The organism is Microbacterium pumilum (assembly GCF_039530225.1).
GTDB classification, from domain to species: domain Bacteria; phylum Actinomycetota; class Actinomycetes; order Actinomycetales; family Microbacteriaceae; genus Microbacterium; species Microbacterium pumilum.
Map to the genome: position 1 here is coordinate 1,398,257 of NZ_BAAAOH010000001.1, position 26,633 is coordinate 1,424,889.

At 67.1% G+C, this 26,633-nt stretch carries 23 protein-coding genes; 16 read left to right on the forward strand and 7 right to left on the reverse strand.

What is annotated here, in order from left to right; all coding sequences use genetic code 11:
• Positions 1-14: 14 nt before the first annotated feature.
• The 12 genes from ABD188_RS06135 (at position 15) to ABD188_RS06190 (ending at position 18,350) form a co-directional block, all read left to right on the forward strand.
• The gene (locus tag ABD188_RS06135; protein WP_344059547.1) at positions 15-1,247 is read left to right on the forward strand and encodes a glycoside hydrolase family 32 protein; all 1,233 of its coding nucleotides are present in this window, start codon (positions 15-17) and stop codon (positions 1,245-1,247) included.
• Entirely contained in the window at positions 1,244-3,016 is a 1,773-nt protein-coding gene (locus tag ABD188_RS06140; RefSeq protein WP_344059548.1) for an ABC transporter ATP-binding protein, read from the forward strand. The genes ABD188_RS06135 and ABD188_RS06140 overlap by 4 nt, the downstream gene beginning before the upstream one ends.
• Before the next feature lie 153 nt (positions 3,017-3,169).
• On the forward strand, positions 3,170-5,227 hold the full coding sequence (locus ABD188_RS06145; RefSeq protein WP_344059549.1) for a beta-galactosidase: 2,058 nt from the start codon (positions 3,170-3,172) through the stop codon (positions 5,225-5,227).
• A gap of 179 nt (positions 5,228-5,406) precedes the next feature.
• Positions 5,407-6,384 (forward strand): ABC transporter permease, encoded by a 978-nt coding sequence (locus ABD188_RS06150; protein WP_344059550.1) that lies wholly within the window; start codon positions 5,407-5,409, stop codon positions 6,382-6,384.
• Positions 6,371-7,351, forward strand: coding sequence for a carbohydrate ABC transporter permease (locus ABD188_RS06155; protein WP_344059551.1), 981 nt, complete (start codon positions 6,371-6,373; stop codon positions 7,349-7,351). Before ABD188_RS06150 ends, ABD188_RS06155 begins: the two co-directional genes overlap by 14 nt.
• A 118-nt stretch (positions 7,352-7,469) precedes the next feature.
• Entirely contained in the window at positions 7,470-9,020 is a 1,551-nt protein-coding gene (locus ABD188_RS06160; RefSeq protein ID WP_344059552.1) for a DUF3502 domain-containing protein, read from the forward strand.
• Positions 9,021-9,103: 83 nt separating this feature from the next.
• A complete protein-coding gene (locus ABD188_RS06165; protein WP_344059553.1) occupies positions 9,104-9,772 on the forward strand; it encodes a YesL family protein in 669 nt (222 codons plus the stop codon).
• On the forward strand, positions 9,769-12,171 hold the full coding sequence (locus tag ABD188_RS06170) for a glycoside hydrolase family 2 TIM barrel-domain containing protein (RefSeq protein WP_344059554.1): 2,403 nt from the start codon (positions 9,769-9,771) through the stop codon (positions 12,169-12,171). Before ABD188_RS06165 ends, ABD188_RS06170 begins: the two co-directional genes overlap by 4 nt.
• Positions 12,168-13,481 (forward strand): ROK family transcriptional regulator, encoded by a 1,314-nt coding sequence (locus ABD188_RS06175; protein ID WP_344059555.1) that lies wholly within the window; start codon positions 12,168-12,170, stop codon positions 13,479-13,481. The genes ABD188_RS06170 and ABD188_RS06175 overlap by 4 nt, the downstream gene beginning before the upstream one ends.
• Positions 13,482-13,536: 55 nt before the next feature.
• Positions 13,537-16,182 carry a beta-galactosidase gene (locus ABD188_RS06180; protein ID WP_344066883.1) on the forward strand — a complete coding sequence of 882 codons (2,646 nt, stop codon included), beginning with the start codon at positions 13,537-13,539 and terminating at the stop codon, positions 16,180-16,182.
• Between the two features lie 285 nt (positions 16,183-16,467).
• Positions 16,468-17,484 (forward strand): diacylglycerol/lipid kinase family protein, encoded by a 1,017-nt coding sequence (locus ABD188_RS06185; protein ID WP_344059557.1) that lies wholly within the window; start codon positions 16,468-16,470, stop codon positions 17,482-17,484.
• 83 nt (positions 17,485-17,567) lie between these two features.
• On the forward strand, positions 17,568-18,350 hold the full coding sequence (locus tag ABD188_RS06190) for a uracil-DNA glycosylase family protein (protein WP_344059559.1): 783 nt from the start codon (positions 17,568-17,570) through the stop codon (positions 18,348-18,350).
• On the opposite strand, the gene ABD188_RS06195 is transcribed toward ABD188_RS06190, so the two are convergent.
• The 3 genes from ABD188_RS06195 to ABD188_RS06205 form a co-directional block, all read right to left on the reverse strand.
• On the reverse strand, positions 18,347-18,697 hold the full coding sequence (locus ABD188_RS06195; protein ID WP_344059561.1) for an MmcQ/YjbR family DNA-binding protein: 351 nt from the start codon (positions 18,695-18,697) through the stop codon (positions 18,347-18,349). The two genes, ABD188_RS06190 and ABD188_RS06195, sit on opposite strands and share 4 nt — an antisense overlap.
• A 122-nt stretch (positions 18,698-18,819) precedes the next feature.
• Positions 18,820-20,202, reverse strand: coding sequence for a diguanylate cyclase (locus ABD188_RS06200; protein WP_344059563.1), 1,383 nt, complete (start codon positions 20,200-20,202; stop codon positions 18,820-18,822).
• A complete protein-coding gene (locus ABD188_RS06205) occupies positions 20,199-21,011 on the reverse strand; it encodes an alpha/beta fold hydrolase (RefSeq protein ID WP_344059565.1) in 813 nt (270 codons plus the stop codon). Before ABD188_RS06205 ends, ABD188_RS06200 begins: the two co-directional genes overlap by 4 nt.
• Positions 21,012-21,180: 169 nt before the next feature.
• Between ABD188_RS06205 and ABD188_RS06210 the strand changes: the two genes are divergently transcribed.
• The gene (locus tag ABD188_RS06210; RefSeq protein ID WP_344059567.1) at positions 21,181-21,942 is read left to right on the forward strand and encodes an EAL domain-containing protein; all 762 of its coding nucleotides are present in this window, start codon (positions 21,181-21,183) and stop codon (positions 21,940-21,942) included.
• Between the two features lies 1 nt (position 21,943).
• Here ABD188_RS06210 and ABD188_RS06215 read toward each other — a convergent pair whose 3' ends face one another.
• From ABD188_RS06215 to ABD188_RS06225, 3 genes are all read right to left on the reverse strand, one after another.
• Positions 21,944-22,198, reverse strand: a complete 255-nt coding sequence (locus tag ABD188_RS06215; protein WP_344059569.1) for a hypothetical protein — start codon at positions 22,196-22,198, stop codon at positions 21,944-21,946.
• 22 nt (positions 22,199-22,220) lie between these two features.
• Positions 22,221-22,574, reverse strand: coding sequence for a DUF7882 family protein (locus ABD188_RS06220; RefSeq protein ID WP_344059572.1), 354 nt, complete (start codon positions 22,572-22,574; stop codon positions 22,221-22,223).
• A 138-nt stretch (positions 22,575-22,712) separates the two neighbouring features.
• Positions 22,713-23,306 (reverse strand): fasciclin domain-containing protein, encoded by a 594-nt coding sequence (locus tag ABD188_RS06225; RefSeq protein WP_344059574.1) that lies wholly within the window; start codon positions 23,304-23,306, stop codon positions 22,713-22,715.
• A 229-nt stretch (positions 23,307-23,535) separates the two neighbouring features.
• On the opposite strand from ABD188_RS06225, the gene ABD188_RS06230 reads away from it, so the two are divergent.
• Complete coding sequence (locus ABD188_RS06230) at positions 23,536-24,087, forward strand: RNA polymerase sigma factor (protein WP_344059576.1); 552 nt, start codon at positions 23,536-23,538, stop codon at positions 24,085-24,087.
• Positions 24,074-24,850 carry an anti-sigma factor gene (locus ABD188_RS06235; RefSeq protein ID WP_344059578.1) on the forward strand — a complete coding sequence of 259 codons (777 nt, stop codon included), beginning with the start codon at positions 24,074-24,076 and terminating at the stop codon, positions 24,848-24,850. The genes ABD188_RS06230 and ABD188_RS06235 overlap by 14 nt, the downstream gene beginning before the upstream one ends.
• Before the next feature lie 27 nt (positions 24,851-24,877).
• Here the strand turns inward: ABD188_RS06235 and ABD188_RS06240 are convergent, their stop codons facing one another.
• Positions 24,878-25,228 (reverse strand): metalloregulator ArsR/SmtB family transcription factor, encoded by a 351-nt coding sequence (locus ABD188_RS06240; RefSeq protein WP_344059580.1) that lies wholly within the window; start codon positions 25,226-25,228, stop codon positions 24,878-24,880.
• 86 nt (positions 25,229-25,314) lie between these two features.
• Between ABD188_RS06240 and ABD188_RS06245 the strand changes: the two genes are divergently transcribed.
• Complete coding sequence (locus ABD188_RS06245; protein WP_344059582.1) at positions 25,315-26,628, forward strand: NAD(P)-binding domain-containing protein; 1,314 nt, start codon at positions 25,315-25,317, stop codon at positions 26,626-26,628.
• Positions 26,629-26,633: the final 5 nt, after the last annotated feature.

Consider the following 26,633-nt stretch of genomic DNA (forward strand, 5'->3'; position numbering starts at 1 on the left):
GAGCCTGATCCGCCATGCGTCCCGACTTCCACTTCACTCCCGCGGCCGGCTGGATCAACGACCCCCACGGCCTGCACCACTGGAAGGGCGAGTACCACGCCTTCTATCAGTATGTCCCCGAGCGCACCGAATGGTCGGAAGACATCCACTGGGGCCACGCGAAAGGCCTTGACCTGCTCTCACTCGAAGAGCTTGCCGTGGCGATCTTCCCCGGCGACGGCGACGTCGGCATCTGGACCGGCTCTCTCGTCGTCGATGACGAGGATGCCGCGCACATCTTCTACACGTCGGTCAGCCAGCCCGTCTTGGATCACGCGCGCATCCGCATCGCCACGCCGGTCGATCCCGACTGGGCGACGTGGCGGAAGGGCGCCTTCGTCGCGGAGATGCCCGCTGAGCTGACCGTCTACCGCGACCCGTGGGTCTTCCGAGACGGCGCCGCCTGGAGCATGCTCGTCGGCGGACGCCATCAGGACGGCGGCGGTGCCATGGTCTCGTACCGCTCGGACGACCTGCGCGACTGGACGTATCAGGGCATCGCGCTGCGCACGCCGACCGACGGTCCGCTGGCACGGAACGTGCTCTGGGAGTGCCCGCAGCTGTTCGAGATCGACGGTAGGCACGTGCTCGTCCTCTCGGTGGGAGACGAAGGCGAGACACCGTATGTCGGCTATGCCATCGGAGAGTGGGCGGACGGCCGGTTCGACGCTGCGAGCTGGGGTCGGTTGACGTTCAGCCGCAGCCACTACGCACCCACGTTCGTGCGTGACGCGTCCGGCCGTCCGACCCTCGTGTTCTGGCTCCGTGAGGTCAGCGACGTTGCTGCCGGGTGGGCGGGCGCCCTGAGCGTGCCGTATCTTCTCGCACTGGACCACGGCGAACTGGTCGTGAGACCGCATCCGGATCTCGGGCGGTTCCGCCTGGACGCCGTGGCAGCGGATGCCGGGGCCCCGGCGGCAGACATCGTCTGGGCCGCGCAATCCGGCGCCGAACTGTCGATCGCGACCGACGCGGGCGATATCGTCGCACTGCGGATGACGGACGATCGGCTGTTCGTCGAGACGGCCTCGGAGGCCTCGAGCATGCCGGCGGGGGGCGAGGTGCGGATCGTCCTCGACGGCCCGATCGTCGAGGTCTCGACCGAGCGCGGGGTCTACGGCGCGCAGATCCCCGTGTCGCGCGGCTTCCGGGTGACCGGCGACACCGGTGCCGTTCAGGTCCACCCGCTCGCCAGGCCCGCCCCGTGACCACCACGCCTGCGAGCACGCCGGTGGAGGTCGACGGCGCACATCCGGTGCGATCGGTGTTCCGGCTGCTCGGCCGGTACCGCAGCCGAGTGATCCCGTCCGTCCTGATCTTTCCCATCAAGGACTCGCCGCAATGGCTCATGCCGGTCGTCACTGCATCGGTGATCGACCTCGTCGTCTCGGGCGGACCACTGAACCAGCTCGCGTTCTGGGCGGCAGTGGCGTTCGTCGCGCTCGCCCAGAACTATCCGACGCACGTGCTGTGGACCCGCCTGTTCATGGGAGCCGTACGCCAGAGCGGCGCGGATCTGCGAAACGCCCTCGCCGCCCGCCTGCAGAGCCTGTCGATCGGGTTCCACACCAGCGTGTCGTCGTCGATCCTGCAGACCAAGGTGGTGCGTGACGTCGAGAACATCGAGCTGATGCTGCAGCAGGTGACCCACGCGGTGCTGGCCCAGGCGATGGTCATCACCGGCGCGCTCGTGGTGACGGCGATCACCATGCCCTACTTCCTGCCGGTGTACGCCCTGACGATTCCGATCGCGGTGCTGATGCGCTCGCTGCTCGCCGCGCGTTCGCGGCGGCGCAACGAGGCGTTCCGCCAGGACGTCGAGATCTTCGCCAGCCGGGTGGGCGAGATGGCGACCCTCATGCCCATCACGCGCGCGCACGGACTCGAGGAGACCGCGCAGGCCCGTGTCGCCGAGGGTGCCGAAGGTGTGCGCACGTCGGGCTACGAGCTCGACATGCTCAACGGGCGGTTCCAGTCCTTGTCGTGGGTCGTGCTGCAGCTGCTCTCGGTCGGGTGCCTGGTGACGGCCGCATGGGTGGCCATCACCGATCCGGGAACCATCACCGCGGGCCAGGTCGTGCAGCTGTCCGCATACTTCGGCCTCATCACCGGCGGCATCACGCAGGTGCTGATGCTCTGGCCCATCGCCTCAAAGGGCATCGAGTCCGTGCGCTCGGTGGCCGAAGTGCTGGCCGAACCCGACCTCGAAGAGAACGAGGGCAAAGCCGTCGTCACCACCGTCACGGGCGATCTGCGGTTCGAGCGTGTGGTCTTCCGCTACCCCGATGCGCGGCATCCGGCGCTCGACGGCATCGATCTCGAGGTTGCGGCAGGCGAGACCGTCGCGTTCGTCGGGCCGTCAGGCTCCGGCAAGTCGACCCTGTTGAACCTCGCCCTGGGATTCATCCGGCCGACGGGCGGGCGGATGCTGCTGGACGGGGTGGATGCCGCCACCCTCGATCTGCGCACGTACCGGCGCCAGGTGTCGGTCGTGCCGCAGGAGTCGGTGCTCTTCGAAGGGTCGATCCGCGACAACATCACCTACGGCCTGGGGGACGTCTCAGACGAGCAGGTGCGCAAGGCGCTCGACGACGCGAACGCCGCTGAGATCATCGATGCTCTCCCCGATGGGTGGGACACGGTGGCCGGCCAGCGCGGCGCACGGCTGTCGGGTGGCCAACGCCAGCGCATCGCGATCGCACGCGCGCTCGTGCGCAATCCGCGCGTGCTGCTTCTCGATGAGGCGACCTCTGCGCTCGACCCCGAGTCGGAGGCGCTGGTGCGTGACGCGCTCGCGCGGCTGATGCGCGAGCGCACGACACTCGTGGTCGCGCATCGGCTCTCTACGATCCGCGGCGCGGACCGCATCGTCGTGCTCGAGCGCGGGAAGATCGTCGAGATCGGCCGTCACGACGACCTCATCGCGCGCGGCGGGCGATACGCGAGCCTCGAGCGCGCTCAACAGGTGCCGGAGTGAGTGATGCGTACAGCGGACAACATGGTCCGGTTATCCACAGCCTCGTCTCGCTTCGGTTGCGCCGACTGCAACCGGCCTACCCTTGCCGGACTGGGTGCGTGACGTCCTGAGGGCCCTTCAGCCCTCACCGATTCGACCGAGGAGAACTTCGAGATGAGCACGCAAGACGCAGGCGCGGATCGCTACCGGTGGGTGAAGGAAGGTTCGCTCGGCGCGGGCCGTCTGCGCTTCGGGGCGGATTACAACCCCGAGCAGTGGTCGCGCGAGGTATGGCGCGATGACATGCGCCTCATGCAGCGGGCCGGCGTCAACATCGTCTCGCTCGGCATCTTCTCGTGGGCACTGCTCGAGCCGCGGCCGGGGGAGTGGGACTTCGGCTGGCTCGACGAGATCATCGATCTGCTCCACGAGAGCGGCATCGACATCGACCTCGCCACGGCGACCGCGTCCCCTCCGCCGTGGATGTCGCGGCTCCACCCGGAGGTGCTGCCCGTCACCGAGGACGGCACTGTGCTGCACCCGGGCGGACGCCAGCACTGGCGCCCGACATCCCCGATCTTCCGCTTCTATGGCCTGCGTCTCGTCCGCAAGATCGCTGAGCGGTACGCGGACCACCCAGCGCTCGTCGCGTGGCACATCTCCAACGAGCTCGGGTGCCACAACGTGTTCGACTACTCGGATGACGCGGCGCGGGCCTTCCGCACGTGGCTCCAGGATCGCTATGCCACCCTCGATGAACTGAACGACGCGTGGGGGACGGCCTTCTGGTCGCAGCGGTATGCGGAGTGGGACGAGATCCTTCCACCCCGGGTCGCGCCCACCCATCTGAACCCCGGCCGGCAGCTCGACTTCGAACGGTTCTCGTCCGATGCGCTCCGCGACTACCTGCGCGCCGAGTCCGCTGTGCTCGCCGAGGTCACGCCGTCGGTTCCCCGCACCACGAACTTCATGGTGACGGAGGTCTTCCCCTCCATCGACTACGCCACCTGGGTCGACGACGTCGACTTCGTGTCGAACGACCACTATCTGCGCCCGGGAGCGGGCGGACGTGACGAGCTGTCCTTCTCGGCGAACCTGACGGGCAACCTCGCGCTCGGCCGGCCGTGGTTCCTGATGGAGCACGCGACGAGCGCGGTCAACTGGCGCGACGTGAACACCGCCAAGCGCGAAGGCGAGCTGGCGCGCGACGCCCTCACCCACGTCGGCCACGGCGCCGACGCCGTGTGCTTCTTCCAGTGGCGACAGTCACGCGCCGGCGGGGAGCGGTACCACTCGGCGATGGTGCCGCACGCCGGCGAGGACAGCCGCGTCTACCGCGATGTCGCGGAGCTCGGTCGAACGCTCACGGATCTTGCGCCCGTGACCGGCACCACGAGGCTGCCCGCCCGGGTTGCGATCCTGTTCGACTGGGAGTCGTGGTGGGTGGCAGAGCGCGACTCGCATCCGTCGAGTCGCCTGCGATACCGCGCCGAGGCCCTCGATTGGTACACCGCCCTCCTCGACCTCGGAGTCCGAGCCGACGTCGTCCCGCTCGACTCGTGCTTCGACGACTACGAGGTGGTCATCGCGCCGATGCTCCACGTGGTGTCCGAGAGCGTGCGCAGTCGGCTGGTGGCGTTCGTCGCGAGCGGACGCGAGCTCGTCGTCACCTACTTCTCGGGCATCGTCGACGAGCACGACCGGGTGTGGCTCGGTGGTTATCCCGGCGCCCTGCGTGATCTGCTCGGCGTCCTGGTGGAGGAGTTCGCACCGCTCCTTCCCGACCAGCGGACGGCCCTGTCCAACGGGGCGACAGCTCGGGTGTGGACCGAACGCGTGCGACTGGCGGATGAGTCGGTCACGGTGCTCGCCACATATACGGACGGCGATCTCGAGGGGGCACCGGCGATCACCCGCCGGCGGGTCGACGGCGGCGGGGCGACCTACGTCGCGTCCGACCTCGGTGCAGACGGTGTGCGGATGGTGCTGAGCGGATTGAGCGCCGACATCCCCGCTCTTCAGGGCGACGTCCGCGCCGCGGCCGGCGCGCTCGAGATCGTCGTGAGAGCCGACGAGCGGTCCGAGTACTGCTTCCGGATCAACCGCACCGACGCGGATGTCTCGAGTCCGCTGCGGGGCGGTATTCCCCTGATCGAGGGCGATTCCGACGAGTCCGACGTCAGGGTTCCGGCCCGAGGGGTCGTGGTCACCCGAGCGGCTCTGGGCCGATGAAGCCCGCTGACCGCGGTCGATCGATCCACGGAGAACGGGTGCTGAGAGCGAGACGAAACTGTGTCTTGCACGACGACAGACCCCGGGGTATGGTTGCCGTCACGAGTTAAGTTGACGGTTAGGTTAACTGGTAGGCAGGTCGCGATGAAGCGGCGCAACGAACGCGAAGAGGCGGACGGATGTCCTTGAAAGAAGCAGCACCGCAGCGGCGCTCTTCGAAAGAAGAAGAACCGCAGCAGCGGCGCATCTCGCTGTGGCGCAGGTTCACGAGCAGCAGGATGCTGCTGCTCATGTGCCTGCCGGCGATCGCGTTCTTCGTCATCTTCAACTACGCCCCGATGCCAGGCATCTGGATCGCGTTCACGAACTTCAACTATCGGGACGGGATCTTCGGCAGCCCGTTCGTCGGCTTCAAGAACTTCGAGTTCCTGATCAAATCCGGCCAGCTGTGGCTGCTCACGCGCAACACGGTGCTCTACAACCTCGCGTTCATCGTGCTGGGGAACATCCTCGCGATCACCTTCGCGGTCATGCTCAACGAGATCCGGCTGAAGTACTTCAAGAAGATCACGCAGAGCATCATGTTCCTGCCGTACTTCATCTCGGTCGTGCTCGTCGGCGTCATCGCGTTCAACCTGCTCAACTACGACAACGGCGCACTCAACGGCATCATCGAAGGCGCTGGCGGCGAGCCGATCAAGGTCTACAGCACGCCGGGCGCGTGGCCGGGCATCATCACGTTGACCCATCTCTGGCAGAGCACCGGCTACGGCACCATCGTCTACTTCGCCGCGATCATGGGCATCGACCGGGTGCTGTTCGAAGCAGCGGCCATCGACGGCGCGACGGCCTGGCAGCGCATCCGGTATGTGATCCTGCCGAGCCTCAAGCCGATCTTCGTGATCCTGCTGCTGTTCGCGCTGGGCGGCATCATGCACGGCAACTTCGGGCTCTTCTGGAACCTCGTCGGCAACAACGCGGCGCTGTTCCAGACCACCGACATCATCGAGACATCCGTGTATCGCATGGTGATGTCGCAGAACAACTTCACGACGTCCACAGCCGTGGGCCTCTACCAGTCGATATTCGGGTTCGCGATCGTGATCACCGCGAACTGGATCGTCCGGAGGATGAACCCCGATTATGCTCTCTTCTGATTTCGGCAGCGTGGCGGTGACCGAGACCGTCAGCAAATCGACCCGGCGGCGTGCGACGGTCGCGGCGGAGCGCACCCGCGCGATCAAGCTCGACAAGAGCGACCGTGTCATCCGAGGGGTCTCGTACTTCGCGATCACGATCTTCACGGCGATGTGCCTGCTGCCGTTCATCCTCATCGTGTCCGCCTCGTTCTCGAGCGAGTCCGAGATCATGAAGAGCGGGTTCGGGCTGCTCCCGAAGGGCTTCACCTTCACCGCATACGAATACATCTTCCGGGCGCCGCGACAGATCATCGGCTCGTACGTCGTCACTGTCGTGATGACCGTCGCGGGCACGGCGATCGGCTTGTTCATCATCGCCATGACGGGGTTCGCGCTGTATCGACAGGACTTCCGCCTGCGCAACTACATCGCGTTCTTCATCTACTTCACGACGCTGTTCTCGGCGGGCCTCGCACCCACCTTCCTGTGGATCGGGCGAGACCTCGGGCTGCGCGGAAACTACCTGGCGGTCTTCCTTCCGCTCCTCATGACGCCGTGGCTCATCATCCTGATGAAGAACTTCATGCGCACCATCCCCTACGAGATCATCGAGTCGGGGAAGATCGACGGCGCCGGCGACTTCCGGATCTTCGTTCAGCTGGCGCTGCCCATGATGAAGCCCGCGCTGGCGACGGTCGGTCTGTTCCTCGCCCTCGGCTACTGGAACGAGTGGTACCTGTCATCGCTCTATCTGGGCAGCACGGTCGAGTTCAAACCGCTTCAGTACTACCTGTACAACGTCATCAACACGGCCAATGCGCTCCGCAACTCGGTCGCCGGATCGAATGTCAGCATCACGGATCTGCCGAGCAACACCCTGAAGATGGCGAGCGCCGTGGTGGCGACGCTGCCCATCCTCTTCGTCTATCCCTTCGTACAGAAATACTTCGTCAGCGGCATCACGGTCGGTGCCGTCAAGGGCTGACCAGCGCTGCTGACGAGGTGCGGCCGGTCACCGATGTCCGGTCGCGCCACCAAGACGCCTCCTCGAGGCGACACAACTGCAATCACCAGGTAATGAATGAGAGCCGAAGGAGCCTCACATGGCAAGGAAATACATCAAGGCTGGAGCAGCGCTTCTCGCGCTCGGCCTCAGCGCCACCGCGCTGGCCGGATGCACCGGCGCGAGCGACGAGGAGACCGAGGGTGGCGACCCGACCGAGATCACGATGCTCGTGCTCGGCGACAAGCCCACCAACGGACGCCTCGAGGCGATGCTCGACAAGCTCAACGAGCGTCTCGTCGACCAGGTGAACGCGAAGCTCGACCTGTTCTACGTCGAGTGGGCTGACTGGCAGACCCAGTACAACCTCCAGCTGCTCTCGGGCGACGACAACGTCGACCTCATCACCACGGCCACCGACTGGCTGTTCGCGTGGGAGAACGCCGAGAAGGGCGCCTTCCTCCCGCTCTCCGAGGAGATGCTGCAGGAGCACGCACCCAAGACGTGGGCGCAGGTCGACGGCGACGGAGACTGGGACCTCACGAAGCTCGACGACGGTCAGATCTACTTCATCCCCGAGGACAACTTCACGCAGTACACGAACCACGGATTCTTCTACCGCGGTGACTGGGCTACCGAGGCCGGCTTCGAAAACGGCGACATCACCAAGTTCGAGGACTTCACGAAGTACTTCCAGTGGGTCAAGGACAACAAGCCCGACGCGTACCCGTGGGATGTCGCAGGCGACCCCTCGGCCGACCTCACTGGTTACCTGCAGGGTCACACCGACGGTCAGACGATCCAGCAGGTCAGCGCCGGAAACTACTACCCGTTCCAGACCACTGCGGCGGACCCGAACACCGTGACCTCGTGGTACATGGAGGGCGACGAGCTGCTCGCGGCCGCCGAGCTCGCCAAGCAGTGGAACGACATCGGGGTGTGGCGTGAAGACGCGCTGAACTACGACGGCGACACGCGCGAGGAGCTGTACGCGGGTCTCTCCGGCGCCGACCAGCACCACACGCAGACGTTCATCGGCCAGATCTACGACAACCTCTCGAAGAAGCAGCCCGGGTCGGACCCGAAGTTCTTCTACTGGGGTCAGGAGAACGGCAACGTCTTCAAGGACATCAAGACGCACGGCGCCATGGCCGTCAGCGCCTACTCGGCCCACCCCGAGAAGGCACTCGAGGTCTACGACCTGCTTCGCAACGATGAGGAGAGCTACCGCCTCATCAACTACGGCATCGAGGGCACCGACTACATCATCACGGATGACGGCAAGCTGGGCTTCCCTGAGGGCTACGACTCGTCCACCGACTCGCTCGGCTCGAACTTCTGGGCTGGACGCATGGACGAGCTCGAGCTGGACAGGGTCACCGACGCGCCCAACAAGGCGGAGATCTACGCAGGGCTCGACGCTGTCGCCGAGGACTACCCGTACTCGACGCTGCTCATCAACAAGGACGCGATCGACCCGACGCTCGCGGCCATGAGCGGGGTGTTCTCGCAGTACATCCCGCAGCTCGCGCAGGGCAAGTTCGACGACCCGGCTGCGGCCATCGCAGAGATGCGTCAGGCGCTGAAGGACGCTGGATACGAGGATGCCCGTGCTTCCATCCAGGCCGATCTCGACGCCTGGTCGAACTAGCACCGGCTGAACCGACACGGTGAGATGGTCGGGCGGGTCCGCACACCGCGGGCCCGCCCGACCCCTCTAGACAGGACGAGCGAATGAGCGGCTTCTTCGCCCCGGACTCCGCGCCGATGCGATTCCTGACCAGGATCGCCGATCTCATGATCCTCAATCTGATCTTCATCGCGACATCCATCCCGATCGTGACGCTCGGGGCCTCAGTGACCGCACTCAACTTCACGGCGATGCGCATCGCGAGGGGACGGAGCGATTCCGTCACGCGCGACTACTTCGGCTCGTTCCGGCGAGAGTTCCGCCAGGGGACGCTGATCGGGCTCATCTTCGCTGCCCTGGCCGCGGTGTTCGCGGCCTGGTTCATCGTCATCACCAATCTGGCGTTCGGCGCGGTCGTCGAGCTCATCCTGCTCATCATCTGGTACCTGGTCGCGTTCGGGTTCGCCCTGAATCTGATCTTCGTCTTCCCCTATCTCGCCCACTTCGAAGGCACCGTTCGCGCGGTGCTGCGCAACTCGCGCCTGATGTCATGGCGGCACCCGTTCACCGGACTGACCGCCTTCGCGATCATCGCGCTGGCCGTCGTCGTCACGCTGTTCTACCCGCAGGCGACGGCCTACGGCATCCTCTGGCTCGCGATCGGGTTCGGTGGCATCGCATTCCTCACCGGCATCCTGTTCATCCGGGTCTTCGACATCTACGCTCCCCAACCCACATCCGATGAGACACCCGACGAGGAAGAGGTCGCATGAAGACCGTGCCGATCAGCCGATGGGCGTTCGCCCTGGCAGACGACCCGGGTGCCTCGGCGAAGGGCTACGACGAGGACTCGTCGTGGCGCAGTGTCGTCGTGCCGCACGACTGGAGCGTGGAGCACGAGTTCTTGCCGTCGCTATCGAGCGGCACCGGCTATCTGCCGGGCGGCATCGGCTGGTACCGCGCCCATGTGCGGCTGCCGGAACTCGGCCATCGGGACGGAAAGCATGTGCGACTCGTCTTCCACGGTGTGTACAAGAACGCCGACGTCTGGGTGAACGGCTATCACCTCGGGGGACGGCCGTCGGGTTACGCGCAATTCTCGTTCGACCTGACCGAGATCCTGTCGTACGCGCCCGATGACGACCTGGTCGTCAGCGTCAGAGTGGACCACACCGACATCTCGGATTCGCGCTGGTACAACGGCGCCGGCATCACACGACGCGTCGAGATCGAGGTGCACGAGCCGGTGCGCCTGCGCGAGTACGGCACCGTGTTCACGACCCTCGAGGCTGATGCCGCAGCGGCGACCGTCCGGGTCGTCCAGACCCTCGCCAACGACACGGCATCTCCGGTCACGGTGCGCGTGCGCCAGCGACTGCGGTCGCTGACCTCCGGGCGCGTCCACGAATTCGGAACCGAGGTCGAGCTGGCCGCCGGCGGCTCGGCCGACGCTGCGATCACTGCGCGGCTGCCCGAGCCCGAGCTGTGGTCCGACACCGACCCTCGCCTCCACCGTCTGACCACGACTCTCGAGTGGCAGAGCGATCCCGGGCCGGAACGCGCCGTCTACGACGAGGTCGTGGGAGTTCGCACCTTCCGTTTCGACCCTGACGAAGGCTTCTCGATCAACGGCGAGGCTCGTCTCCTGAAGGGCGTGTGCCTGCACGAGGATGCCGGCTGCTTCGGCACCGCGGTGCCGGCGAGCATCTGGCTCCGCCGTCTGCTCAAGCTCAAGGAGATGGGCGCCAACGCGATCCGGATGGCGCACAATCCCCACGCCCCCGAGCTGTATGCGCTATGCGACATACTCGGGCTCTACGTGATCGATGAAGCATTCGATGAGTGGGAGAACCCCAAGAACAAGTGGTGGCAGGGCCATAATGTCTACCCGCCGCGGCACGAGGGGTACGCCAAGGACTTTCCCGCGTGGCATCAGGCCGATCTCGAGGCCATGATCGACGCCCACCGCAACCACCCGTCGATCATCGCGTGGAGCATCGGCAATGAGATCGACTACCCGAACGACCCCTACGCGCACCCCTTGTTCAAGGATGCGGTCGGCAACAACGATGCGGGCAAGCCGCGCGCCGAACGCCTGTACGACCCCGACAGGCCCGACATCCGTCGCCTGACGACGATCGCCCGACGGCTCGCCGACATGGTCCGTGCGAAGGACCCGACACGGCCGGTGACACTGGCGGCGGCGCTGCCCGAACTCTCCAGCCAGACCGGCTTCCTCGATCCGCTCGATCTCGTCGGCTACAACTACAAGGAGCACCTGTACGAAGCGGATCACGTGCGGTTCCCCGACAAGCCGTTCATCGGCAGCGAGAACTCGCATCGCTACAGCGACTGGCGGTACGTCGAGCAGAACGACTACGTCGCCGGTCAGTTCCTGTGGACGGGCATCGATTACCTGGGCGAGGCGCGAGGGTGGCCGGTTCACGGCTCCGGTGCCGGGCTGCTGACGCTCGCGGGCTTCGAGAAGGAGACGTGGCATCTCCGGCGCAGCTGGTGGTCGGACGAGCCGGTGGCGCACCTCGCGGTCCGGCCCCACGTCGCCGTCGGGGCCGCCGGGGGGAGGACCTTCCGGTCGCACCCGATCTCTCGTGACTGGGCGGCCGCGGACGGGCAGCCGGTCGAGGTGCTCTGCTTCGGCAACGGGGACGAGCTCCGCCTGATGTGCGGTGAAGAAGACGTCCCGCTCGAGCGCGACGATGAGCACGGGTACTGGTCGGCGGTCACGGTCGCGCGCCCCCATGCACTCGTGCTCGAGAATCGCCGCTCGGGTGAAGTCGTCGCGCGCGACATCCTGCGTCCCCGCAGAGAGCCCGTCCGGATCGATGCCGTCGCGTGGAGTGCGCCCGAGGGCGTCGTCGATCGGCTCAGCCGCTCGGGCATCGCATCCGACGGGGTGGTTCAGATCGAGTGCACGCTGCTCGACGAGCACGGCGACGTCGCGCGTGGAGAGCGCGTGGTGACAGCCCGTGTGAACGACGGCGAGCTGCTCGGGTTGGAGAATGGAGACCTGAGCGACGAGACCCCCTACACCGCGAACCGCCGAAGCACCCTCGCGGGCCGACTGATGGTGTTCGTGCGGCCAGGAGCGAACGCGACTGTACTGCTCAGCTCCCCGGGTCTGCCCGAGGTACGAATGGAGTGGTCCTCATGACATATTCGCCGAATCCGATCCCGGGTCGCCCCGAACCGGCTGCACGTGAGGGTGGGTTTGCGGCTCCTGGCGCGAGCATGGTCGTGCCGCGGCGGACCTCGCGCGACATCCGCAGCGATTCGCGGTTGGATGTCCTCCACGCGGTGCTCTCCGCGGGCGAGACGACGCGCAACGAACTCGCGCAGTTCACCGGGCTCAGCGCCGCCACCGTTGTCACGGTCGTCGGCGAGCTGCTGGCTGAAGGCATCATCGAGGAGCGAAAGGTGACCGCGGGGCGGATCGGGCGGCCGACGGCCACGCTCGGCATGAACAAGGCGCGCGGGCTGGTCGTCGGAATCGACGTCGCCGAGACCTATGTCCGGGCGGTCATGTTCGACGCGGCGCTGAACCAGATCCTCGCCGTGGAGAGCGCGCGCGATGAGCATGTGCTCGATCCGGACTCGGTCGTCGAGGGCATCGGTCGCACGCTGGACCGCCTGCTCGACGAGGCAGGCGTGTCGCGCGAGGCCGTGCTCGGCGTCGGCGTGGCGCTCCCCGGTCTCATCCAGGGTCCGCAGGGAGTATCGGTCGTCGTGCCGCACTGGACGTGGCAGACGGTCGAGCTCGAGCACCTGCGTGAACGCCTCGGGCTGCCCCTCGTGATCGAGAACCCGCTCAAGTCGATCGCGATCGCGGAACTGTGGCTCGGCCGCGGCCGCAACTGCTCGAGTCTGGCGACCATCAACCTCGGCACCGGTGTCGGCGCCGGGATCGTGCTCGGCGGGCGGATCCTGCGCGGCGCGACGAACACGGCCGGCGAGTGGGGTCACACCCTGCTGGTGCTGGACGGCCGGCGCTGCCGCTGCGGACGCAACGGCTGTGTCGAGGCCTACATCGGTGCACCCGGCATCCAGCAGACCCTGCGCGAGATCGATCCCACGCACCCGCTGGTGGATCTGGACATGCAGAACGACTTCATCGTGGCGCTTGCGGCCGTAGCGGACGGCGACGAACCCGATGAGGCGGTCGCCGAGACGATCGCTCGCACTGCCTACTATCTGGGGTCCGCACTGGCCGATCTCGTGGCGGTCGTCAATCCCGAGGTCGTGACCCTGACGGGCTGGACGACCTGGGCGCTCGGCGAGCATCTGCTGCCGCCCACGCGCAGGCACCTGCTCGAGCAGTCCCCGGGCGGGTCTGCCCTCGGAGTGGAGCTGGACGTGTCGACAGTGCTCGGAAACTCCGTCGCCACGGGCGTCGCGACGGTCGTGCTGGAGCGGTTCCTGGTGGATGCCGGACTCCTGACCTCGAACATCCCCGTAGCGCTCTGAATCTGCTCGAATCTCCGAAAGTCGAATGAACATGACAGTTGCAAGCGTGAGCGGCATGAGGACCGGGATCGATTCGGTGGTGCGGGTCAGCCCGGCCGGCCTCTCGGTGCGGGGGCGCGACGAAGTGCTCCTGTGCGCATCGCTCTTCCCCTTCCGCATTCCGCGTGAGGAATGGAAGCCGCGCCTCGATGCCGTGCGGGAGTCGGGCTATCAGGTGATCGATGTCTACCTGCCGTGGAACTTCCACGAAGTGGCGCCCGGAGAATGGGACTTCACCGGCCGCCGCGACGTCGGCACCTTCCTCGACCTCGCCCACGACGCCGGGCTCGCCGTCATCGCCCGCCCCGGTCCGTACATCTGCTCGGAGTGGGATGGCGGGGCCCTGCCTGCTTGGCTCACCCTCGAGAACGGGCTGCGCATCCGCGACGCCGACCCGCAGTTCCTGGCGCACGTCGAGCAGTGGTTCGCCCGTGCGCTGCCCATCATCGCGGATCGTCAGGCGGATGTCGGCGGCGCGGTCATCGCGGTCCAGCTCGAGAACGAGCTCGACTTCTTCGACACCGCCGATCGGCCGGGCTACCTCACGGCACTGCGCGATCTGGCTCTGGCCTCGGGCATCACGGTCCCGCTCATCGCATGCGCCGGCCAGGGCGACATGTCGGGTGCGACCGGCGGCGTCGACGGAGTCACCCCGACGTTCAACTTCTACCCCGATGACGACTGGTCCGACCTCGAGCCGCTCGTGCGCCGGTACGCCGACATGCTCGCTGAGCAGGGACTGCCGCTGCTCATCACAGAGACGAACCGCGCCCATCGGACGCTGCGACGCCTGCTCGTGAGCGGTGCGCGGGTGATCGCGCCCTATCTGCAGGCCTCGGGCTACAACTTCGGATACACGCCCTCGGTGGGCAACTGGGGCGATCCCGGCGGGTTCATGACGCACGACTACGACTTCGACGGCTACCTGTCGCCCGACGGCGAGCCGCGCGCCGAATACACCGAGGCCCGGGTTATGGCCGCAGTCGTCCGCACCCTCGGCGCCGAGCTCGCGCGGGCGACGGTCGAGGCGGCACCGGACGGGTACCGCACCGAGGCGCCGACGTCGACATCGCCGTCGCGCCTCGTGCTCGCCGGAGGAGGAACTCTCCTCGGCATCCCGAATCTGGGCGATGGTGACGCGGATGCCGTTCTCCCGGCGCATGGCGGCCTGCCCGATGTGACGGTCCGGCTGCTGCCGAAGTCCTGCACACTTGTGACGCGCGACATGCCGCTCGAACGGTTCGGACTGCCCGGCATCCTCGCTCTCACCACCGCCGATCTCGTCGGTGCGGACGGCACCGGTGTGGTGCTCTCCGCACGGGGAACCAGTGTCGTCGCGTTCAGCCTCGGATCCGCAGCAGCGGAGACCCCAGCCGCGGTGCCCGCCGCGAGCATCGGAACCGTCCCCCCCGCCGCAACGGGCGTCGTGCTCGCCGAGCTGGCGGCGCCGGAACCTGGCACACCGGTCCGCACCGTGCTCACGCTCGGGCGAACCGCGTGGCGGGTCACCGTCTGGCACCCCGATGACCTCCCCGCGTCGGACGGGTCGGTTCGCACAGTGCCCACGGCTCAGGATGCGCAGCCGGCCGTGCTCACCGAGGGCACCCGGCTGGATCTTGCGAGCCGCACCGGGCACACGACCCGCCACGATGTCGCTCCGACGTCGGAGTCGCTGGGAGTCCACCGCGGCCGCGTGCACTACGCCACCGAGGTGTCGTCCACCGAGACGCTCGTGATCGAAGAGGCGTGCGACATCGTCGATCTCGCTCTCGACGGCCGCGTCCTGCCGACGATCGCACGGTTCGGAGCGACCGAACTCATCCCGACAAATGGTGCGGCACGGCTCGACGCGACGGTCGAGACGTGGGGTCACGCGAACTTCGACGACGCCCGCCTTCCGGCGCTGCGGCTCGGATCACTCCGCGGCATCGGGCGAGTATGGGGCGTCGCAGCAGAAGAGGACGTCAGCGGCATGTGGACGATCGACGGGCCAGGCCAGTGGGCCGGCGACCCTGCGCCGCTGCCGGTCCTCGGCGGCTGGAGCAGCACCCGCGTCGGCGTTCCCGTGACCTACCGCAGACGGCTTGCGGTGGACGGCATCCACCATCACGCGCTGCGGTTCGGGACGGTTCCCGGCACGATCAGCGTAGAGGTCGATGGCCGGACGCACGTCGTGTCGGCCGTCGATCCGTGGCTGCACCTTGCGCCCGGCGAGGGCCACGACATCGCCGTGTCGTTCGCTCACCAGCCGAGCGCTCTGGCGGGTGCGACCCTGTTCCGCCTTCGGGAGCTGCAGGGGTGGGATGTCGAGCCGCAGCCCGACAGCGCGCTGCTCGCCCTCGCCACCGCTGACGCGCCGGGCACGGAGACGGGTCTTCCGCTGGAGCTTCAGCCCGGCGAAGAGGCGTGGCTCGACATCCCCGTCCCCGAAGGCGGACTGTCGCTGCGTTTCGAGGGCTCGCACGTGCGGGTGAGCGTCTTCGCCGCAGGAGAGCTGCTCGGACGGGTGTGGCTGGAGGACGCAGCGCGTCCGCGGTTCACCGGCGGCGACGCGGGTCGCGTCCTCGTACCCGCGTCGTGGAACACCGGGCGAGTGCGGGTGCTGGTCCGCGGTGCCGCCGGCGGCGACGCGCCTGTGCTGAACGCCGTGCTCGCGGGCTGACACTGCCAATGGCCATCGACACGGCAGAGGTCTGGGCGCCGGGCGCCCTCGCTAACGGGAGTGAGGTGGGAGCCGCCTCGCTGCGCGCGAGGGTGACCGGCTGACGACATCCCGCCCAAGCACCTCCTGAGGGCGATTGTCAAGCCTGTCGCATGAAGGCCGACGCTCCCTAGGGTTGTCAGCGCGGCACCCGACGAGCCGCGGGACGATGGGAATGATGTTGAAGAACCTCGCCGCAAGGGCTGAGCGCACTGCGCGGCCTGCAGCACAGAACGGTCGTGCATCGTGACCGATCTCCAGGAATCCATGAACGAACCCGCAGCGGAGCGGTCGACGACCAGCCGTGTCGCCGCGGTCGTGTACAACCCGATCAAGGTCGATCTCGCAGCCATCCAGGCCGCCGTCCGCGTCGAAGAGTCGGCCGCGGGCTGGGGCGAGACCCTGTGGTTCGAGACCTCCGAAGACGATCCGGGCCAGGGCGCCACGGAGCGGGCACTCGCCGAGGGAGTCACGATGATCGTCGTGGCCGGTGGCGACGGCACGGTCCGAGCGGTCGCCGAGGCCGTCCGCGGCCACGACGTCGCACTGGCGCTGCTCCCGTCGGGCACCGGCAACCTGCTCGCCCGCAACCTCAAGCTGACGCTGGACGACCTCGAGCACTCCATCCACTCGGCGTTCACAGGCGAAGATCGCCGGATCGATCTCGGCATGATCGAGATCCGCCGGGCCGACTCCCAGGTCGACCAGCACTCGTTCCTCGTCATGGCCGGTCTCGGCCTCGATGCGAAGATGCTCGCGCACACCGATGACGAGTTGAAGGCGAAGATCGGCTGGCTCGCCTACGTCAAGGCGATCGCCCTCGCGCTTCGCGACAAGAACCGGCTGCGGCTGCGCTACGCGCTCGATGGGGGTGCCGTTCGCTCGATTCGCGCCCACACGGTCATCGTCGGCAACTGCGGTTCGCTACAGGGCAACGTGCTGCTGCTGCCCGATGCAGCCGTGGACGACGGTCGCCTCGACATCGTCCTGATGCGCCCGGAGACGTTCTTCCACTGGCTGCAGATCGTCACCAAGATCGTCTGGGAGAACGGCGTGCTCAGTCGCACGCGTCTCGGTCGCAGTATGCGCACGAAGGACGTGAACGCACTGAACTACATCAAGGGCGAGCGATTCACCCTCAAGCTGAGTCGCGCAGAGAAGATCGAGCTGGACGGCGACGAGTTCGGAGAGGCCGTCGCCATCCGCACCTGGATCGAGGCGAAAGGACTCACGGTTCGCGTGCCCGGGGGCTCGCAGGACTGACACTGCAACCGGCCCCGCCCCAGGTGGTCTTGCGCCGACCCCGGCGACGCGCTGAACTGAGACCGCCGATCAAGGGGGCTGCGATGATCACTGATCCTTTCGATGCCGGACCGACGGGTGCCTTCAAGACGCTATGTCAGAACTACCCGGATGACACGGTCTTCAGGGACGCCGACGGCTTCCGGGCGCTGTGGGGGCCCATCTTCTACCGCGGACGTGCGAACGGGACCGCACGTCTGCTCGTCATCGGGCAGGACCCCGCCCAGACCGAGGCGGTCACACGCCGGATCCTGTCGGGCCAAGCCGGACGGCGGGTGCAGGGTTTCGTCGAGAAGCTGGGCTATACCAAGCGCTATCTGATGCTCAACGCGTTCCTCTACGGCATCTACAACCAGAACATGGCGCTGCCGCATCTGAACGATCCCGACATCCAGGCGTATCGCCACCAGTGGCTCGAGGCGGCCTTCGCACCGGGCAAGATCGAAGCGGTCGTCACGTTCGGCAACCCCGCCTTCGCGGCATGGACGGCGTTCCGGGCGACGCCGGCCGGGCAGACCGTCACGGCGGTGCACCATCGAGCACTCCACCCCACGGCCGACAAGCCCGGTGGGCCGATCACGCGCAAGGAGCTGCTCGAGAACTGGAATGTCGCTCTGCAGAGCCTTCATGCCGACATCCAGCACCCTGATGTGGCCAAGCCTCTCGTTCCCTACGGCGACGACTTCACGCCCGAAGAGCTGCCAGAGATCCCGAGCCGGGACTTTCCCGCGGGACTCCCCGCCTGGATGCGCGGCACAGACTTCTGGGCGGGGATGTCGCCCACGCCCGGCACGCAGCGGGCGAACATCTCCATCGAGGTTCCCTAGGGGCGCAGCTTCTTCGGCAACCCCGCACGCACGAGCTCATACGACGTGTCGATCGCCTCGCGGAGCTCGTCGTCGGGGATGGCGCCCGCGGTGTGCAGTCGATTCCACCCCGATCGCCCGATGTAGGGCGATGCTTCGGCATCGCCCGGATACCGCACCAGCCACTCATCCGCCTCTTCACGAGTCGTCGCGGCTTTGACGCCGATCCACGTGCCATCGCCGAAGAACGCGAAGATCTTGCCCCGGTCTGCCGCACCGACCTTGAACACGAGGTCGCCTTCCCACGGCTGGTCCTCCCACGCTCCCGGCTTCGCGGCGCAGTACGTGTGGACATCGTCAGGACTCACGACGCCAGTATCGCCCATGTCGACCGGAAATCAACGCTGATCAGGGGCTGCACGGACGCACACGGCATTCCGCCGGTCCAGCGATGGCGCTCCGGTGGGCCTGACCGAACGGGTTCGATCCGTCACACCCCAGTGTCGAGCGTGACCCGGTCCTTGCCGCTTCCCTTGGACTGATACATCGCGCCATCGGCACGGATCAGAAGCTGGTCGCCGGTCAGTCCGGAGTGCTGGTCGGGAACGTAGGTTGCGACACCCGCGCTCATCGATACGGACAGCGCGACCCCATCGACCATGACCGGCGCTCTGCTCGAGACGAGGATGCGGTCAGCGATGGTCGCCGCCGCTTCTCGGTCGGCTCCGGCACAGATGACGATGAACTCGTCGCCGCCGATCCTGCCCACGACATCACCCGACCGCACGCCACTGCGAAGCCGATCGGCGAGTTCGCGCAGGACGGCATCTCCGGCGCGGTGGCCCCATCGATCGTTGACCGACTTGAAGTCGTCCACATCGAAGAACACCAGGGTCAGCGGCTGCTCGGCGTGCTGGGATTGCTCGATCGCGGCTTCCAAGCTCCGTTGGAGGAGCTCTCGGTTCGCCAATCCGGTGAGCGGATCGTGCAGGGCCAGATGCTCGAGCTGCCGCTGCAGCCGCACGCGCAGCAGTGTCTGGGACGCCTGGCGGCCGAGTGCCCGCTGCAGATCGAAGAACTGCTCGTCGAACTCTCGGCGTCGTGCGAAGAAGCACACGAGAAGCCCCAGACGCTCCGTGTCGTTCAGCAGCGGTGTGATGCTGAGCGACTCCAGTCGCGCCTGGCGCAGGCCCGCCGCCAGCGTCGGATACGTCGAATCCGCCTCATCGGCGTGGACCGCGATCTCGAGCGGCGTGTTGCGCAGCGCCTCGATCGGCGGCACCGTCTCGGCCAGGGGGTTGGCGCCTGCGACCACCTGGAGAACGCCGTCGTCGTCGCGCAGCAGCACGGCGGTCTCCACTGCCGAGAACGCGTCGCGGGCGACATCCGTGAAAGCCTGAGCGACGTCTTCGTCGCTCACGCTGACGCCGAAGGTGCTGGACACGTCCTGCAGGATGCGCACCCGCGCCTCGGAGGATTCGGCGGAGCGGCGGGCCTGCAGCAGCTCGCTCTCGTACTCCAGCCGATCGGTGGCATCGAAGATCGCCGTCCGCACGACGGGTGGATCCTCTCCTGCCATCACCACCGAATTCATCAGCACCGACAGGCGGGATCCGTCCGCGCGGCGCAGCGTGAGAGCGACCTCCTTCAGCTGCCCCCGCAGGTGGAGCGTCTGAGCGTGACGGGTCTCATAGAAGATCTGGCTTCCGGCATCCAGCAGATGGGTGAAGCTCCTGCCCTCGAGATCGGATGCGCGGTACCCCGTCCATCCGAGGAGCGTGTCGTTCACGTCGGTGACGACGCCGGCGATACTCGTCGTGAGCAGCCCGCATGCGGCCTGGTGGTACAGCTTCGCGTAGTCCGGGCCGGTCATGACAGGTGCGCGCGAAGGGCGGCGATGACCTCATCAGGCCCGGAGAGGATCGGGATGTGCCCTGTCGCCTGCAGCAGTTCGAACGTGCTGTTCGGGATCGACGCATGCACGTACTCGCCCACCTCGCGTGGTGCGATCGCATCCTCGCTGCACTGCAGCACCAGCGTGGGCACCGAGACGCGCGCGAGGTCGCTCCGGTTGTCGGAGAGGAACGTGACGTGGGCGAAGTGCCGAGCGATGTCGGGGTCGGTCCGGCAGAAGCTCTCCGTCAATCGCTCCCCCAGCTCCGGCCGATCCGGGTTGCCCATCATCATCGGTGCGGCGACGGCAGACCATCCGAGATAGTTCGCGTCCAGGGCATCCAGCAGCGCCTCGATGTCGGCCGTTTCGAAGCCGCCGCGGTAGCCGCCGTCGTTGACGTAGCGCGGTGACGGGCCGATGAGCACCAGTGAGGCGAATCGCGAGGGGTCGCGATTCGCGGCGAGCACGCCGATCATGGCGCTCACCGAATGGCCGACGAACACGACGTCGTGCTCGTCGAGGGCCTCGAGGATCTCGAGGAGGTCGTCGGCATAGCCGTGCAGGGAGTCGTACTTGCCGCGACTGTAGGCGGCCAGGTCGGACCCACCGGCACCCACGTGGTCGAACAGCACGACGGTGAAGTCCTCCTCGAACTGAGGTGCGACGAGATTCCAGGCGGCTTGACTGCATCCGAATCCGTGTGCGAAGACCACGGTTCGTCCGGATTGGTTGCCCGTCACGGACACGTTGTTGCGGCGGAGGATGTCCTGCGCCCGCGGTGATACCACTGCTTTTCTCCTGGATTTCGACGCTGTGCCGTGGGCGAGACGGACTCATCAGCGATCGTAGACGACCGAGAGCTGCATCCTGACCAACAGGCGCTGAGCGGACTATACGCTCAATCGTCCGCTCGCGGGGGCTCTTGCAGCGATCGACAGGACGGGGCTGACTGAGATCATGCTCGACCGAGATGACCTGTCGCAGGAGCTGGAGGCAGACCTGCGCGACGGCGGGGTCTATGCGGTGTACCAACCTCTCATTGAGGTCGCAACCGGTGACCTCGTCGGGGTGGAAGGCCTGTGCCGGTGGGATCGATCCGGCGGGGTGCCGGTAGGGCCGGATGTCTTCATCCCCGTCGCCGAGTCGAGCGGCCTCATTCATGCGCTCGGCCGCTTCATGGTCGATGAGTGCCTCGCAGCGGGCGACCGCTGGCGGCTCGCCGGGTGGAACGTGGAGGTCTCGGTGAACGTGTCGCCGGTGCAGCTGACGACTGCGACGTTCTCGTCCGACCTCGCTGCGAAGATGATCGACCGTGTCGCACCGCCTGTCGCTTTCACGATCGAGATCACGGAGTCGCTGCCGCTGGCCGACCTGGACGACATCGTGCCTCGCCTGGAAGAGCTGCGCTCGATCAACGTCGGGGTGTCGTTGGACGACTTCGGCTCCGGTCACGCGTCGGCAGGTCAGCTTCGCCGACTGCCGCTCACGGAGGTGAAGTTCGACCGCTCGCTGATCCAGAGCCACAGTCCCTCAGCGATGAGCGCGCTTCAGCAGGCCGTGGCACGAGCGAGGGAGCTGGGTCTGCGGACCGTGGCCGAGGGCATCGAGACGTCGCAGCACCTGGAACGCGCACGAGAACTCGGGTGCGACCGCGCCCAGGGTTTTCTGTTCGGCGCCCCTATGCGCATCGCCGAGGTCGACGCGATCCTGGCCGGCTGACCTAGAGGTCGGGGTAGCCGTCCTGCGTGGAACCGTCGTCGGCGTCGGGCTCGCCGCCGACATCGATGCGGGTCCAGACGACCGGCATTCCGGGCGAGAAGAGGATGTCGATGCCGGGTCCGGTTCGCAGCGGCGGGATGTTGACATACCCGCCACCGGCACGGACCGCTTCGAGGATCTTCTCGCGCAGCTCGGTGACCGGATCGGGCAGGAAGTAATCCCGCCCGTCCACGGTGAGCCTGTTGATGCTTGTCATTCCGACCTCTCGTGTCTGCGTTTCACGGTTCGCGCGAAGATGAGGTGGTCGCCGGCTTGTTCTTGACTGCATCGGCGGTTCCCGGCTCGGGCACCAACTCGAGTCCGCCCGGGCTGTTCGCGGTCAGCATGAGCTCTTCGATCCAGGCACGGTTCAGTGCGGGTTCACGGCCGCCGTAGAACTCGAACTGCAGCGGGATGGCGGGATGCAGCCACAGCGAACTTCGGCCGCTGCCGAACGCGGCCTCGAACTTCCACGAGAACGAAAAGCTCTCCTGTCGCCGCAGCTTGGCGATCATCACGATGCGGAGGTGAGCCAACGCCCGATCGTCGAACTCCACCGACCACGTCGGAGCACCATAGATCAACTTTCCCACTGAACCTCCCGGTCGTCGCTAGTCTGTCACGCGGTCGGCCCCTCGGCGAAGGGCGCCGGGAGCGATCCCGAACGAGGACGGGCTCACCGCGGCGCGCTGGGGGAGTCGCCGCGGTGAGCCCCGGGTGCGTCCGCCGGGTCAGGACCCCGGAACGAGGACGCGGTCGATGGTGTGGATGACGCCGTTGGACGCCTGGATGTTGATCGCCCGCAGCACGAGTCGGGGGTCGGTCAGCGTCGGGCTCTCATCCCGCAGCGTGATGCCCCGCGGCTTGACGATTCCGCCGTTGGCCATCGTGAGGGACTTCGACAGGAGCACCTTCACCGGACCCAGCTTCTTGCCCGCGACCACGTGGTACAGCAGGATGTTCGAGATCTCATCGGTCGTGAAGGCAGTCGTGATGGTCGCGAGCGCTGCCGCCTCGGATGCCGGCGCCTGACCGGTGAGGTCCTTCACCAGGCGAAGGAAAGCGCGGTCGTTCGGCGCGAAGACCGTGTACGTGGTGCTCGTGTCCGACAGCGCCGCGTCGAGGCCGGTCGCCACGACCGCCTGCACGAGGATGTCGTAGTCGGCGTGGTTGCCGTCGGGGGTGCCGCCGCCGGATGCCGCGACCGCGACATCCACGATCGTGCCCTTCGGCGCGGGGCCCCAGCTGGCCTGCGCGGGTGCGGCGGTGAGCATGAGTGCTGCCGCTGCCGCGGCGGCGATGGCGATGCGTACTGTCTTGTTCATCGTTCAACTCCTTCGGTGAGGTGATGGCGACCGAGCTTGGACCGGGCGTCAGGAGTGTCTTCTGCGGGTGGGGCGTCCGTGGATGCAGGTGGTGGAAAATACTTCGAATCCGGTGAAGTGCATCCGAATGCCGGGTTGCGGCGGAACAACTTCACAGGGGCGAGGCCGTCGCAGATAGCGTGGTCAGTATCACCTCAGCCAACACATGAACCATCGAAGCCGGCTACGCATGGACGAAGACCTCGAGAGCGCACTCGACGAGCGCTTCCGCGCGGGTGACGAACGCGCCCTCGAGGAGGTCTACCGGCGATGGTCTCCGGTCGTGTTCACACTCGCGCTGCGTTCCCTCGGTGACCGCAGCGACGCCGAGGACGTCACGCAGCGGACGTTCGTCTCGGCGTGGACGTCACGAGCGTCGTACGACTCATCGAAGGCGAAGCTGTCGACGTGGCTCATCGCCATCACGCGGCGCAGGATCGCCGACATGCACGAATCCCGCACGAAGGTGCGCGCCCTCCAGCAGCAGCTGGAGCGTACGACACGACCTGACGACCTCATCCACGAGCCGCCCGACCTCGCAGACAGCATCCTCGTCGCCGATGAGATCGAGCGACTCGAGCCGGACGCCCGCCAAGTGGTCAAGCTCGCGTTCTTCGACGATCTCACCCACGAGCAGATCTCCCGCAAGCTGGATATGCCGCTGGGGACGGTGAAGAGCCACATCCGCCGAAGTCTCACCCGAATGCGCGACAGATTGGAGGTCACCGGTGTCGCACCTTGACCCCGACCAGCTCGCACTGCTCGCGATCGGCGAGCCCGTGGCCTCGCCCGACGAGCTCGCGCATCTCGCCTCGTGCTCGACCTGTGCCGCAGAGCTGTCCGAAATGACCCGTACGGTGCGGATCGCCCGGTCCACCCTCGGCGAGGATGCGCTCGAGTCGCCACCCGATCGCGTCTGGGCCTCCATCTCGGCGGAACTCGGCCTCTCGAGCACCTCGGAGGCCGGGGGCGACGACGTGTCGGAATCCGACGAACCGTCCGACGAGCCCCGGGCGTCAGCCGACGGCGGAGTGACCGAGACGTCCGCGCGCCCCGAGCGTCGCCGCCGCGTCATCCGAGCGATCTGGGTGCTCGCCGCCTCGCTCGTCCTCATCGCCGGCGTGGCGCTCGGCACCACGTGGGCGGTCACTTCGCGCCTCGCGCCGACCCCGATCGCCGAGGCATCACTGGACGCCTTCCCCGCGCACGTCGGCGCGGTGGGCACGGCCGATGTCGAACAGCGACGCGACGGGTCGCGCACGCTGGTCGTCACCCTCGAGACCGATGACGTGCCCGACACCTATCGCGAGGTCTGGCTGATCCGCAACGACGCCGCCGCGCTCATCAGTCTCGGAGTCCTCGACGGGGACCAGGGCACGTTCCCGATCCCGGACGGGGTGGATCTCACCGATTACAGCCTGGTCGACATCTCGGTGGAGCACATCGACGGCGACCCCGCGCACTCCGGCGACTCCATCGTGCGTGGCAAGCTGACCTTCGCCTGATCGGGTCGCTCCGATGGCGTTCGGGCGTCAAGAGGCGACGAGCAGCTGCGAGATGCGGTCGAGCGCGCCGGGGACCAGCTTGTAGTACGCCCAGGTGCCGCGTTTGCTGCGTTCGAGGAACCCCGCGGTCATCAGCACCTTGAGGTGATGAGAGACTGTCGGCTGGCTGAGGCCGACGGGTTCGATCAGGTCGCAGACACATGCCTCCGCATTTTCCGAGGCGGCGACGATCGAGAGCAGGCGCAGTCGCGTCGGATCCGCGAGAGCCTTCATGGATGTCGCGAGCTGCTCCGCCTCGCCCGCTGTCAGCGGCTCGCGTACCAGTGGCGCGCAGCATGCGGCGGCTGAGACATCCGTCACCTCGAGCATCGTGGTCATACATCGAAGGTAGTCGATATTGACAGATGTCGATAGATAGTCGCAGAATCAGATATCGACGTTCATCGATATCCCAGGAGGATGCTGTGACCCTGCTCGAGCTGACCACACGCGTGACCGAGAACGACCGCCTGGCCACTCTGCCGATCGCGATCGTCGGCGCCGGGCCGATCGGACTTGCCGCCGCGGCGCACCTCGTCGAGCGCGACATCGACTTCGTCGTGTTCGAAGCCGGAGACGCGATCGCTGCGAGCATCCGCGAGCGGGGCCACACGCGACTCTTCTCACCGTGGAGGCATCTGGTGGATCCGGCATCCCGCCGGCTGCTCGAGGCCCACGGCTGGGAACTGCCGGCACCCGACCGTGCGCCGACCGGACGCGAACTGGTCGAGCACTATCTCGTGCCCCTGGCGGAGCTCGAGCCGATCGCGTCGCGGGTGCGCACCGGCATCGAGGTCGTCGGGGTGTCACGCGAAGCTCTCGACCGCACCCGCACCCGGGGCCGGTCCGCAACCCCCTTCGTGGTGCGGATCCGCAATCGGCACGGCGAGGTCGAAGAGATGAGCGCGCGCGCGGTGATCGACGCGTCGGGTACGTACGGGTCGCCCAACTCGCTCTCGTCGAGCGGGCTCGAGCTGCTCGGCATGGCCGAGATCGCCGATCTCGTCTCCCCCGCGCTGCCCGATGTACTGGGTCGCGACCGCGCGCGGTTCGCCCGGCGTCACACCACAGTCGTCGGCGCGGGGCACTCCGCCGCGAACACGCTGCTCGGGCTTGTGGAACTCGCACGGCAGGAGCCGGGGACCAGGGTCACCTGGGTCATCCGCAACACGCAGGCGGTGCGCGTGTCGTCGTCCGCCGATGACGAGCTGGCTGACCGGGCACGGCTCGGCAGTCGCGTCGATCGCGCGGTGGCCGCGGGCGCGATCGAACTGCTGGACAGGTTCGAGATCATTCGCGCGCGCCGGTCCGGCAGCGCCGCGGAGCTCGTCGGCCGCCGAGGCGACGATGTGGTGGTCCACGCCAGTGACCTTGTCGTGAATGCCACGGGCTTCCGCCCTGATCTCGACATCCTGCGCGAGATCCGGCTGGAACTCGATGACGTCGTGGAGGCGCCCAAGCGACTCGCACCGCTGATCGACCCGAACGTGCACTCCTGCGGCACCGTGGAGCCGCATGGGTTCCGCGAGCTCGCCCACCCTGAGAAGGGCTTCTTCATCGTGGGCATGAAGTCGTACGGACGCGCGCCGACGTTCCTTCTCGCTACCGGATACGAGCAGGTGCGATCGGTCACCGCGTGGCTCGCGGGTGACGCCGAGACAGCGGCGAAGGTCGAGCTGGTGCTGCCGGCGACCGGGGTGTGCTCGACCGATGGCGGCGCGGGAGGCTGCTGCGCGTGACTCGG

Excerpts from the sequence above, each read along its gene's own strand:
- ABD188_RS06135 (WP_344059547.1), top strand. The coding sequence starts at position 15 with ATGCGTCCCGACTTCCACTTCACTCCCGCGGCCGGCTGGATCAACGAC.
- ABD188_RS06145 (WP_344059549.1), top strand. The coding sequence starts at position 3,170 with ATGAGCACGCAAGACGCAGGCGCGGATCGCTACCGGTGGGTGAAGGAA.
- ABD188_RS06150 (WP_344059550.1), top strand. The coding sequence starts at position 5,407 with ATGTCCTTGAAAGAAGCAGCACCGCAGCGGCGCTCTTCGAAAGAAGAA.
- ABD188_RS06155 (WP_344059551.1), top strand. The coding sequence starts at position 6,371 with ATGCTCTCTTCTGATTTCGGCAGCGTGGCGGTGACCGAGACCGTCAGC.
- ABD188_RS06160 (WP_344059552.1), top strand. The coding sequence starts at position 7,470 with ATGGCAAGGAAATACATCAAGGCTGGAGCAGCGCTTCTCGCGCTCGGC.
- ABD188_RS06165 (WP_344059553.1), top strand. The coding sequence starts at position 9,104 with ATGAGCGGCTTCTTCGCCCCGGACTCCGCGCCGATGCGATTCCTGACC.
- ABD188_RS06170 (WP_344059554.1), top strand. The coding sequence starts at position 9,769 with ATGAAGACCGTGCCGATCAGCCGATGGGCGTTCGCCCTGGCAGACGAC.
- ABD188_RS06175 (WP_344059555.1), top strand. The coding sequence starts at position 12,168 with ATGACATATTCGCCGAATCCGATCCCGGGTCGCCCCGAACCGGCTGCA.
- ABD188_RS06180 (WP_344066883.1), top strand. The coding sequence starts at position 13,537 with ATGAGGACCGGGATCGATTCGGTGGTGCGGGTCAGCCCGGCCGGCCTC.
- ABD188_RS06190 (WP_344059559.1), top strand. The coding sequence starts at position 17,568 with ATGATCACTGATCCTTTCGATGCCGGACCGACGGGTGCCTTCAAGACG.
- ABD188_RS06200 (WP_344059563.1), bottom strand. The coding sequence starts at position 20,202 with ATGACCGGCCCGGACTACGCGAAGCTGTACCACCAGGCCGCATGCGGG.
- ABD188_RS06210 (WP_344059567.1), top strand. The coding sequence starts at position 21,181 with ATGCTCGACCGAGATGACCTGTCGCAGGAGCTGGAGGCAGACCTGCGC.
- ABD188_RS06215 (WP_344059569.1), bottom strand. The coding sequence starts at position 22,198 with ATGACAAGCATCAACAGGCTCACCGTGGACGGGCGGGATTACTTCCTG.
- ABD188_RS06225 (WP_344059574.1), bottom strand. The coding sequence starts at position 23,306 with ATGAACAAGACAGTACGCATCGCCATCGCCGCCGCGGCAGCGGCAGCA.
- ABD188_RS06230 (WP_344059576.1), top strand. The coding sequence starts at position 23,536 with ATGGACGAAGACCTCGAGAGCGCACTCGACGAGCGCTTCCGCGCGGGT.
- ABD188_RS06240 (WP_344059580.1), bottom strand. The coding sequence starts at position 25,228 with ATGACCACGATGCTCGAGGTGACGGATGTCTCAGCCGCCGCATGCTGC.